The organism is Streptomyces sp. f51 (assembly GCF_037940415.1).
Taxonomy (GTDB): Bacteria; Actinomycetota; Actinomycetes; order Streptomycetales; family Streptomycetaceae; genus Streptomyces.
In genome coordinates this window covers 5,449,523-5,459,592 of the sequence record NZ_CP149798.1, presented here as the reverse complement: position 1 = coordinate 5,459,592, position 10,070 = coordinate 5,449,523, and the positions used below count along the sequence as shown (strand labels likewise).

Here is a 10,070-nt window from a genome sequence, read left to right as displayed (position 1 = left end):
CCGAGCGTGCGGACACTGTCCACCAACGCATAAAGCACCACCAGCAGGAACTTCGCGGGGAATCGCACGACACCGGCGCTGCGCGCGATCACCACGTGCCCTGCCTCCAGCGGCTGCCGGAGGGCGTCCAGCGCGAAGCCGCTGAATTCCGGTGCCTCGTCCAGGAAGAGCACGCCCCGGTGCGACAGGGACACCGCGCCGGGCCGGGCGAGGCCCTTGCCGCCGCCGACGAGCGCCTGCATGGTCGCGGAGTGATGGGGTGCGCAGTAGGGCGCGACGTCCACCATCGGTTTGCCGGGGGGCAGCAGGCCCGCGACGGAGTGGATCGCCGTCACCTCCAGGGATTCCTGCCGGGTGAGGCACGGCATGAGCAGGGGCATCCGCTCGGCCAGCATCGTCTTGCCCGCGCCGGGCGGCCCCTGGAGGAAGACGTGGTGGCCCCCGGCCGCCGCCACTTCCATCGCCGTGCGCGCCGACAGCTGGCCGACGACGTCACCGAGGTCGTGGCCCCGGTCGTGCTCCGGCACGGCGACACCGCACAGGCCGGTGGCCTCGCCCGTGCCGGGCAGGCGCAGACCGGCCGCGAGCGGGTCCGGGCGCCCTCGCTCGTCCGGTTCCTCCTCGGGCACCGGTTCGTCCGCGAGGACCGCGATCAGCTGGCGCAGGCTGCGGACGCCGAGCACCGAGACTCCCGGCACGAGCGATGCCTCGGCCGCCGCGCATTCCGGCACCACCACCTGTTGGTAACCGGCCTCGGCCGCGGCGAGGACGGCCGGCAGGATGCCCCGGACCGGCCGGACCCTGCCGTCGAGCCCCAGCTCCCCGATCATCACGATGTCGGCGAGCACACGGGGATCGATCCGCTCCGCGGCGCCCAGCACGGCGCTCGCGACGGCGAGGTCGAATCCGGAGCCGCCCTTGGGCACCGAGGCCGGGCTCAGCCCCACGGTCAGCTTCTTCTGCGGCCAGGCGGCGCCGGAGTTGACGACCGCCGCCCTGACCCGGTCCCGGCTCTCCGTCAGGCTCTTGTCGGGGAGCCCTACAAGTGCGAAGGCGGCGATGCCCGGCTCCAGGTCGGCCTGGACCTCGACGACGACGCCCTCCACCCCCACCAGGGCCACCGAACACGTACGCGCGAATCCCATCAGGCCACCCCCCGCGCGTGCTCGACCACGGGGGCACCGCGTTCGGGGATCAGGACGCCGACCAGGTCGATGCGGACGCCGCCCGGCGGGGCTCCGCCGTGTTCCTGGAGCCAGCGTTCGGCCAGACCGCGCAGCCTGAGGGCCTTGGCCGGTGTGACGGCCTCCATCGGATGCTGGAACGCCCGCGCCCCGCGGGTCTTGACCTCGCAGACGACCAGTGCGTCGCCGTCCCGGGCCACGATGTCGATCTCGCCGGTCCTGCCGCAGCGCCAGTTGCGCGCCAGGACCGTCATGCCGGCCTCGGTGAGCCCTCGCGCGGCCAGTTCCTCGCCGTAGGCGCCCAGTGCGTTGCGTGCCTCGGATGTCTTCATGTCGGCACCACCTCCGGCACCGACACTGAGGCCGTCCCACCCAAGTGTTGGATCTTGGTGGACGAGCGGGTGACTGGGGAAAACCCAGTCACCCGAACGAGTCACCACCACGATCGCCCCTCCGTCCACGGATCACTCCCGGTGCACGGAGGGCGGTCCGCCGGGGTCTCAGCCGCCCGGCAGCTCCAGATCGCTCTTGTTCAGCTCCTCGATGTTCACGTCCTTGAATGTCAGGACGCGCACCTGTTTCACGAAGCGGGCGGGCCGGTACATGTCCCACACCCAGGCATCCGCCATGGACACCTCGAAAAACACCTCACCCTGGACCGAGTGCACCTGCATCTCGTAGTCGTTGGTGAGGTAGAAGCGCCGCTCGGTCTCGATCACATATTTGAACAGACCGACGACGTCGCGGTACTCCCGATAGAGCTTCAGCTCCATCTCGGTCTCGTACTTCTCGAGGTCCTCGGCGCTCATGGCATGTTCCCCTTCAGCCGTGCGTTCCCCTATTGTGCGCCAGCACCGGGAGCCCCTAGACGATTTCCGTGTCGAGGACCTCGGGCGTGGCCGGGGGACCCTCGTCGAGCACCCTGCGCAGCAGCCCGGCGAGCTTGGTCGGATACACCGTCTCATGTGCCTCGGTCAGTTCCCGGCACGTCCACCAGCGCGCTCCGGCGACGCTGCGCCGCTCCAGCTCCGTCAGCCCCGTGGCGGCCGTGGCCGTCTGGGTGGTACGGGCAAGGAAATACCATTCGTCCTGGTCCCAGCGCCTGCCCGCGAACGGGAACGAGCAGATCCGCCGCCACAGCACGGGGCCCAGTTCGACCTCGGTGATACCGGTCTCCTCGACGAGTTCCCGCAGGGCCGCCTGCTCCCGGGTCTCGTCGCCCTCCAGACCGCCGCCCGGTGTGAACCACCAGTCGTCGGAGGGATCGTCCGGCTCGTGGCCGTGCAGCAGCAGGACGCGGTCCTGCGGGTCGAGCAGCACGACCCGGGCGACCTTGCGCAGCCCTTCCGGGCCGGGGCCCTCGTTCGACGCGGGCGCCTCAGCGGGCACCGGCGGACTCCTTGCGGGCGCGGGAGCGCCCGGCCAGCTTGGCGACGGGTCCGTACGCCGCTCCGCCCAGCACGAGGACCGCACCGGCGATCACCACGGCGATCATCGTGGGAAGCGGTCCCGGCCGGGACAGGGCGCCGAGCGTCTTGAAGCCGTCGGGACGCGCGAGCATGCCGTTCATCGGCCACGCGATGGCGTCGACCCGGGCCCTCACGGCGCCGCGCGCCACGGTGCCGCGGGCCGCGTCCGTCAGATGCGCGGTGGAGTCCAGGGAGCCCCGCCGCTCGTCGCCCAGGAGGAACAGCCGCCCCGCGGGGACCTTCACGGTGGGGAAGCCCGTGAGCTCGGCCAGGCTCCCCTCGGGCAGATACGATTCGTCGATCTGCTTGCCGTTGACGGTCAGCTTGCCGCCGGTGCAACAGGAGACGGTGTCGCCGCCGACGGCGACCACACGCTTGACCACGGACGAGCCCGTGACCCAGGTCTTGTCGTCGAAGACGACGACGTCACCGCGGCGTACCTCGGTGCCGTCGATGCGCTGCGCCAGCACCCGGTCACCGATCTTGATCGTCGGCGCCATCGAACTCGTGGGGACGGTGTACGGCCGGTAGACGACCGCCGCCCAGGCGAAACCGACCAGGAACAGCACCAGACCCAGCGCGACCGCGACCCCTGACAGCCGCTGTCCGGTCCTGCTCCCCACCGGGGCCCTGCCCGTGCCGCCGCTGCGCGGGGCCGTACGTGTTGCGCTCTCGCCACCCATGGGGCCGCACCTTACCCGGGGGTACGGTCCGGGGTCAGCCCCCACCCGATCACGATCGCCCGAGCGGGCCGGATCCGGGCGGCTCGCACGGGAAACGAGCGGGGCCGGTCTCCCCGGACCTGTCCGGGGAGACCGGCCCCGAAGGCCGAGAGGTGTCTCAGTCGTCCTTGGACGCCTTGCGCCTGCGGCGCACCAGCACGAGCGGCACCGCGCCCAGCAGGGCCACGGAGCCCGGCGAGGTGACCGCCGCGGCCGCCTGGTCGCTCAGACCGGGCTGGTCGAAGGTGTCAGGCACCGGGAGGGTGCCCCAGCGGTTGATGGGCCAGGCCTTGACGATCGCGCGGCCGACGACGTCGTTCACCGGCACCATGCCGTGGTGCTTGTCGGTCTGGTTGTAGCGAGAGTCCCGCGAGTTCTGGCGGTGGTCGCCCATCACCCAGATCATGCCCTTGGGGACCTTGACCTTGAACTGGCCGCCGTCCTCGTCCTGGCTGCACGGGGTGTTCCCGGCGTACACGTACGACGTCTCGTTCAGCGCCTTGCCGTTGACCTTCAGCGGGCCCGTGCCGTTGCACTCGACAGTGTCACCGCCGACGCCGATGACCCGCTTGATGAGGTCCTTCTCCTCGGCGGACGGCATCAGGCCGATCCAGCTGAGGACGGTCTGAAGGGCGTTCGGGTTGGCCGTGGGCTCGCCCGCCAGCCAGTTGTCCGGGTCGTGGAAGACGACGACCTCGCCCCGCTGCGGCTCGGAGCCGAACCACGGGGTGAGCTTGTCGACCAGGACGCGGTCACCCTGCTGGAGGGTGTTCTGCATCGAGTCCGAGGGGATCGAGAACGCCTGCACCAGGAAGGTCTTGATGATCAGCGCGAGGACCAGAGCGATGCCGATCAGGATCGGCAGCTCCTTCCAGAAGGAGCGCTGCTTGGTGGACTTCGGGTCCCGTCCGGAACGCCCGGTCGAGACGTCACCGTCCTCGGAGCCGCTCCCGGAGCCCGCATCGGGTTCTACGGCCGGGACAGTCGCATCCTCGGGCCGCTCGGGCTGCCCTTCGGGACCTTCGTGCCCAGAACGCGCGCCGACCGCCACATCCCCCACATCCACTCCTCACTCCGTGCCGCCGCCCGCGCCGTATTCGGCGCAGGCCCACCACTCCCATAACGAGCGGGAGTTCCGCAGGGCTCGGGAGCGGGATCAATCCGTCTGGATCCGCAGAGGCCACCCTATGCGACGGAGCTGGAGCGGAAGCCGACCCTCCAGGCGCGTCGGCCACCGTCGAGAACGTGTTCGGCTCCTGGAGACGGGTCCAGTGGCCGATGGGCCAGCCGATGACCATCGCACGGCCCACCACCGACTTCTCGGAGACGGTACCGCTGAACTTGTCGCTCCGGTGGTACCGGGAGTCCGCGGAGTTGCCCCGGTGGTCGCCGAGCACGAACAGGCGGCCCGCGGGCACCTTCACCTCGAAGGCGAACTCCGACGGTTTGTCCCCGGCGTAGATGTACGGCTCGGTCAGGGGAGTGCCGTTCACCGTCACCCGGCCCTGTGCGTCGCAGCACTTGACCGTGTCCCCGCCGAGCCCGACGACCCGCTTGATCAGGTCCTTCTCGTTGTCGGACGGGAGCAGTCCGATGAAGGTCAGACCCTCCTTGAACTGCTTGACGACCACGGGGTCGTTCTTCTTGTGGGTGTCCTCGGCGGTGAGCCAGCCACCGGGGTCCTTGAAGACGACGACGTCACCGCGCTTGGGCTGGGAGCCGAACCAGGGGGTGAACTTGTCGACCAGGACGCGGTCGCCGATCTGGATCGTGTTCTCCATCGAGCCCGACGGGATCACGAAGGCCTGCACGAGGAACGTCTTGAGGACCAGGGCGATCAGTACGGCCACGCCGACGAGGAGAGGGATCTCCTTGACCGCCGAGCGGCGCCTGCGGCGCTTGATCTTGCGCGCGAGCTTGCGGCGCTCGACCCGGCTGGGCCGGGCGGCGCCGCCGGCGGCACGCCGCATCCCGGTGGGCAGCAGGTTGTCGGAGGCGGCGGCGGAGACCCCGCGCGCCCGTCCACGGTTACCCACGGGCACCCCCGGCGGCCGGCACGCGCGCGTAGGCGGCGGGACGCGTCAGGCGGGTCCAGTGGCCCGCGGGCCAGGCGATCCAGTCGGCCCTGCCGATGACATCGCCGACGGGGACCATGCCGCCGCCGGGCGAGCCCAGATGGTCACGGGAGTCGCTGGAGCGGCTGCGGTGATCCCCCAGGAGGAACAGGGACCGCTCGGGCACGACGATGTCGAAGGGCACCTCGGAGGGGCTGTCGCCCCGGTAGAGAAATGTCGACTCGTCGACCGATCGGCCGTTCACTTCGAGTCTCCCCTCCTTGTCGCAGCAGACCACGTGGTCTCCCCCTACTCCGACGACGCGTTTGACGTAGTCCGCGTTCCCGAAATAACCGGTGCCGTCGAAGACGACGACATCGCCCCGCTGCGGCTCGGAACCGAAACGGTACGCCAACTTGTTTACGAGAACGCGGTCCCCGATCCTCAATCCGGACTCCATGGAGCCGCTGGGAATTTCGAAGGGCTGCATCACGAAGCGGCTGACCAGCAGCAGAAATCCCAGACAGATCAGCACGGTCAGGGTGATCCGGCCCCCGGGGAGCCACGCGGCGATCTTGTCGGCGAACGCAGAACGCGACCGCTCCTCCGGCCCCGCTGTGTCCGAGATCTCCTCGGAAGCGGAAGGGCGGGAGGAGCGGTCGCGCTCCACGGGCTGTGCTTCGGTGTCCATCGGGGCGAGATGTTATCCGGCCCGTCTGAGACACCTTCTTACCGGCTCGGCGACCGACGGGTCACCGCTGCGGCGAAGCTCAGTTGTCGCGCTTCTCCTTGATCTTCGCGGCCTTGCCGCGCAGCTCACGGAGGTAGTACAGCTTGGCGCGACGGACGTCACCGCGGGTGACGAGCTCGATCTTCTCGACGATCGGGGTGTGCACCGGGAAGGTGCGCTCGACGCCGACGGAGAACGAGACCTTGCGGACCGTGAAGGTCTCACGGACACCGGAGCCCTGGCGGCGGATGACGACGCCCTTGAACTGCTGCACACGGGAGCGGTTGCCCTCGATGACGCGGACGTGGACGTTGACGGTGTCACCCGGGCGGAAGGCCGGGACGTCGGTGCGCAGCGAGGCGCCGTCGACGGTGTCGAGCAGGTGAGACATTTTGTCTGCTTTCTTCGCCGATGCCACAGGTCATCAGCGGGAGAGAGGTTCGAAGATGATGCTGTCCCGTCGGGACGGACGTCATGTCCCCCTGTGGCAGGGGCGCACGCCGGACGACGTAGAGCAGCGGCCTATTCTTCCACGGGCTCGGGCCTGCGCCAAAATCGGCCGTCGGGGGCCGGGCTCCAGCCCAGGATCGAGAGCATCTCGCGGTCCTTCTTGTCGAAGGAGGAGGCCGCGCAGCGTTCGATGAGGTCAGGCCGGTTCGCCGCGGTGCGGCGCAGGGCCTCGTCGCGGCGCCAGCGGGCGATCTTCCCGTGGTGCCCGCTGACCAGCACGTCGGGGATCTCACGGCCGCGCCACTGCGGGGGCTTGGTGTACACCGGGCCCTCCAGGAGGTTGGCCATCGCGCCGGGGGCGAAGGAGTCGTCCCGGTGGGACTCGGCGTTGCCGAGGACGCCGGGCAGCAGCCTGGCCACGGCCTCGGTGACGACGAGGACGGCCGCCTCGCCGCCGGCGAGGACGTAGTCGCCGATGGACACCTCGTAGACGGGCATCCTCGTCGCGTACTCGACGATGACACGGCGGTCGATGCCCTCGTAGCGCGCGGGCGTGAAGACCAGCCAGGGGCGCTCGGAGAGCTCGACGGCGAGCTGCTGGGTGAAGGGGCGTCCGCTCGGGGTGGGGACCACGAGGGCGGGGCCGTGGGCGCCCGTCTCGTATCCGTCGGCCAGCGCGGAGTCCAGGGCATCGCCCCAGGGCTCGGTCTTCATGACCATGCCGGGACCGCCGCCGTAGGGCGTGTCGTCGACCGTGTTGTGACGGTCGTACGTCCAGTCCCTGAGGTCGTGCACGTGCACGTTCAGCTGTCCGCGCGCGCGGGCCTTGCCGACCAGCGAGACGTTCAGGGGTTCCAGGTACTCGGGGAAGATCGTGACCACGTCGAGCCGCATCAGGCGTCGGCCCCCGTGGCGTCCTCGCCGGAACCGGACGCGGAACCGTCCGGTCCGTCGCCGGCGGACCCGGTCTCGGCCCCGCCCGACGCGGCCTCCGCGTCCCTGGCGGAGGCGACCTCGGCCCGGTCGTCGATCAGGCCGGGCGGCGGGTCGATGACGGCCCGCTGCTCCTCCAGGTCGATCTCGACGACGATCTCCTCCACGAACGGAATCAGCACCTCGGTCCCGTCCGGGCGCTCCACCACGAACAGGTCCTGCGAGGGCAGGTGCGAGATCTCGGTGATGCGTCCGACCTCGGCGCCGTCGACGGTGACCACGTCCAGGTCCATCAGCTGGTGGTCGTAGTACTCGTCCGGGTCCTCGGGCGTCTCGTCCGGGTCGACCTCGGCGATCAGCAGGGTGTTGCGCAGCGCCTCGGCGGCGTTGCGGTCCCGCACGCCCGCGAAGCGCAGCAGGAGACGGCCGCTGTGGACACGGCCCGTCTCGATGGTCAGCGGTCCGGTGGAGGCCGGATCGGTGAGCAGGACGGCACCGGGGCCGAGCCGCAGCTCCGGCTCGTCGGTGCGGACCTCCACGGTGACCTCGCCCTTGATGCCGTGGGCGCGGCCGACGCGAGCGACTACCAGCTGCACTGTGCTTGATCTCCTGTCGTGTACCGACGGCAATGCTTCGGATGCGGATACGAGGGGCCGGACGTCCGCGGGGCGGACGACTCCGGCCGTACAGACGACTACGGGCCGGGGACGGCTCGTAAGCCCTCCCCGGCCCGAGCCGGTGCTGCCTGTTACGTCAGCGGACGTGGTCCACGTCGACGAGGTCGACGCGGACACCGCGGCCGCCGATGGCGCCCACGACGGTACGCAGAGCACGCGCGGTGCGGCCGTTGCGGCCGATCACCTTGCCGAGGTCGTCCGGGTGGACCCGGACCTCGAGAACGCGCCCGCGGCGCAGGTCGCGCGAGGCGACCTGCACGTCGTCGGGGTTGTCGACGATGCCCTTCACGAGGTGCTCGAGAGCCTCCTCGAGCATGCTCAGGCCTCGGTCGACTCGGACTCGGCCGCAGCCTCGTCCTTCTTCTCAGCCTTCTTCTTCTGGGTGATGGCCTCACCCTTGCCCGTGTCCTCGCCACCGAGGGCGTCGAACAGCGGGCGCGCGGCCTTCGGCTCGGCGACGAGCAGCGGAGCCGGGGCCGGCAGGCCCTTGAACTTCTGCCAGTCACCGGTCAGCTTCAGGATGGCGAGCACGGGCTCGGTCGGCTGCGCGCCGACACCCAGCCAGTACTGCGCACGGTCCGAGTCGACCTCGATGCGCGAAGGGTTCTGCACCGGGTGGTACAGACCGATCTCCTCGATGGCCCGGCCGTCACGGCGGGTACGGGAGTCGGCGACGACGATGCGGTAGTGAGGCGAACGGATCTTGCCCAGACGCTTCAGCTTGATCTTGACTGCCACGGAAGTGGTGTCTCCTGGTCTTGACGGTGTTGGGCACGCAGAGATGGCCGCGTGGGGTTGCGGTACCCGAGTGCCCGATGGACGCGTCAGCCGGAGGAGAGAGGGGTCCTATGCGGCTGTCGAGTACAGCTGACCATTCTGCCACATCCTGCGGTCCGCCCGGACCGAGGGTGCGCGGGCTCACGCCGGCCACGCGCCGGTGTGGTCCGGCCGCCGGGGCGTCGGAGAGGTGCCGTCCGCGCGCACTCGTGCCTCCTGAATTCCCCCACCCGCCCGAGGGCGATGAGGGAGGCACGACTGCTCACGGGCCGTGCGAACTCGTCCGGCACCCACGAGACGCCGGTGGAGCACGCACCTCAGCCGGCGGCCGCCCCGACCACCTCCGGGATGCGGAAGGGCTTGCCGCAGCCTCCGCACACGATCGGTGCCTGCGCGAGGACGGAGGGGACGACGCGCACGTTGCGCCCGCAGTCGCAGACCGCTTTGACGCGGACACCTCCCCCGGAGGAGCCGTGGCGGGCCGCCGGGCCGCGGAAGGAACGGGCGGTGTCGGCGGACGTGGCGGCCGTGTGGGCCTTCAGCGCCCGCTGGAGCCGCTCGATGGTCGGGCGGTAGCGGCGTTTCGCCTCGGGGTTGAGCGTGACCAGCGAGAAGCCACTGCTGGGATGCGGCTCCTCGGGGTGGTCGAGGCCCAGCTCCTCGGCGATCGCGAGGAATCTGCGGTTGTGATAGCGGCCGGCGCGCGAGGTGTCGCGGACTCCTCGCGCGGCGGCGATGCCGTGGACTGCTTCGTGAAGCAGTCGTTCGAAGGAGAGCTCGTGTCCGCAGGCGGACGACGATTCTCCGATCAGGGACTCTGGCGCGGCAAGATCGGGCAGTTCGGGGTGGTGCCGCTGAATATCGGCCCACGCGCCTGCCAGCTCTGCGGCGAGAACAGGTGGTGTCGTGCTCACGTAATGAGAACGAGCGGGAGTGCCTCCGTGTTCCTATTACGGGGCATCCCAAATAATTTGCACGTACCCGTCAGTTGCCACTGATGCGTCCCGACGAGGGCGGGTGCGCTGATCTGCGGAGAAGCGTCACAGCTCATCCCAAGGCAGTACGTAGGCACAC

The 10,070-nt window shown here is 70.1% G+C and carries 12 protein-coding genes and 2 pseudogenes; all 14 read right to left on the bottom strand.

What is annotated here, in order from left to right; all coding sequences use genetic code 11:
* Positions 1 to 38 precede the first annotated feature (38 nt).
* Positions 39 to 1,145: pseudogene (locus WJM95_RS23920) on the bottom strand (ATP-binding protein); the annotation flags it as partial.
* Positions 1,145 to 1,516 (bottom strand): YraN family protein, encoded by a 372-nt coding sequence (locus WJM95_RS23915; protein ID WP_339131848.1) that lies wholly within the window; start codon positions 1,514 to 1,516, stop codon positions 1,145 to 1,147. The gene WJM95_RS23915 and the pseudogene WJM95_RS23920, both read right to left, overlap by 1 nt.
* Before the next feature lie 168 nt (positions 1,517 to 1,684).
* Entirely contained in the window at positions 1,685 to 1,993 is a 309-nt protein-coding gene (locus WJM95_RS23910; protein ID WP_003965949.1) for a DUF2469 domain-containing protein, read from the bottom strand.
* Positions 1,994 to 2,048: 55 nt separating this feature from the next.
* Positions 2,049 to 2,573, bottom strand: coding sequence for an NUDIX hydrolase (locus WJM95_RS23905; RefSeq protein ID WP_339131847.1), 525 nt, complete (start codon positions 2,571 to 2,573; stop codon positions 2,049 to 2,051).
* Positions 2,563 to 3,336 (bottom strand): signal peptidase I, encoded by a 774-nt coding sequence (lepB, locus tag WJM95_RS23900; protein ID WP_339131846.1) that lies wholly within the window; start codon positions 3,334 to 3,336, stop codon positions 2,563 to 2,565. Before lepB (WJM95_RS23900) ends, WJM95_RS23905 begins: the two co-directional genes overlap by 11 nt.
* 157 nt (positions 3,337 to 3,493) lie before the next feature.
* Positions 3,494 to 4,435, bottom strand: coding sequence for a signal peptidase I (lepB, locus tag WJM95_RS23895; RefSeq protein WP_339131845.1), 942 nt, complete (start codon positions 4,433 to 4,435; stop codon positions 3,494 to 3,496).
* Positions 4,413 to 5,411 (bottom strand): annotated as a pseudogene (gene lepB, locus WJM95_RS23890) (signal peptidase I); the annotation flags it as partial. The gene lepB (WJM95_RS23895) and the pseudogene lepB (WJM95_RS23890), both read right to left, overlap by 23 nt.
* Entirely contained in the window at positions 5,404 to 6,120 is a 717-nt protein-coding gene (gene lepB / locus WJM95_RS23885; RefSeq protein ID WP_339131844.1) for a signal peptidase I, read from the bottom strand. The gene lepB (WJM95_RS23885) and the pseudogene lepB (WJM95_RS23890), both read right to left, overlap by 8 nt.
* Positions 6,121 to 6,199: 79 nt before the next feature.
* Complete coding sequence (gene rplS / locus WJM95_RS23880) at positions 6,200 to 6,550, bottom strand: 50S ribosomal protein L19 (RefSeq protein ID WP_339131843.1); 351 nt, start codon at positions 6,548 to 6,550, stop codon at positions 6,200 to 6,202.
* Positions 6,551 to 6,681: 131 nt separating this feature from the next.
* Entirely contained in the window at positions 6,682 to 7,503 is an 822-nt protein-coding gene (gene trmD, locus WJM95_RS23875) for a tRNA (guanosine(37)-N1)-methyltransferase TrmD (RefSeq protein ID WP_339131842.1), read from the bottom strand.
* On the bottom strand, positions 7,503 to 8,138 hold the full coding sequence (rimM, locus tag WJM95_RS23870; RefSeq protein WP_339131841.1) for a ribosome maturation factor RimM: 636 nt from the start codon (positions 8,136 to 8,138) through the stop codon (positions 7,503 to 7,505). The genes trmD and rimM overlap by 1 nt, the downstream gene beginning before the upstream one ends.
* A 157-nt stretch (positions 8,139 to 8,295) precedes the next feature.
* Positions 8,296 to 8,535 carry an RNA-binding protein gene (locus WJM95_RS23865; RefSeq protein ID WP_005479813.1) on the bottom strand — a complete coding sequence of 80 codons (240 nt, stop codon included), beginning with the start codon at positions 8,533 to 8,535 and terminating at the stop codon, positions 8,296 to 8,298.
* A gap of 2 nt (positions 8,536 to 8,537) precedes the next feature.
* Positions 8,538 to 8,957 (bottom strand): 30S ribosomal protein S16, encoded by a 420-nt coding sequence (rpsP, locus tag WJM95_RS23860; RefSeq protein ID WP_339131840.1) that lies wholly within the window; start codon positions 8,955 to 8,957, stop codon positions 8,538 to 8,540.
* Between the two features lie 356 nt (positions 8,958 to 9,313).
* A complete protein-coding gene (locus WJM95_RS23855) occupies positions 9,314 to 9,910 on the bottom strand; it encodes a hypothetical protein (protein ID WP_037625093.1) in 597 nt (198 codons plus the stop codon).
* Positions 9,911 to 10,070 lie beyond the last annotated feature (160 nt).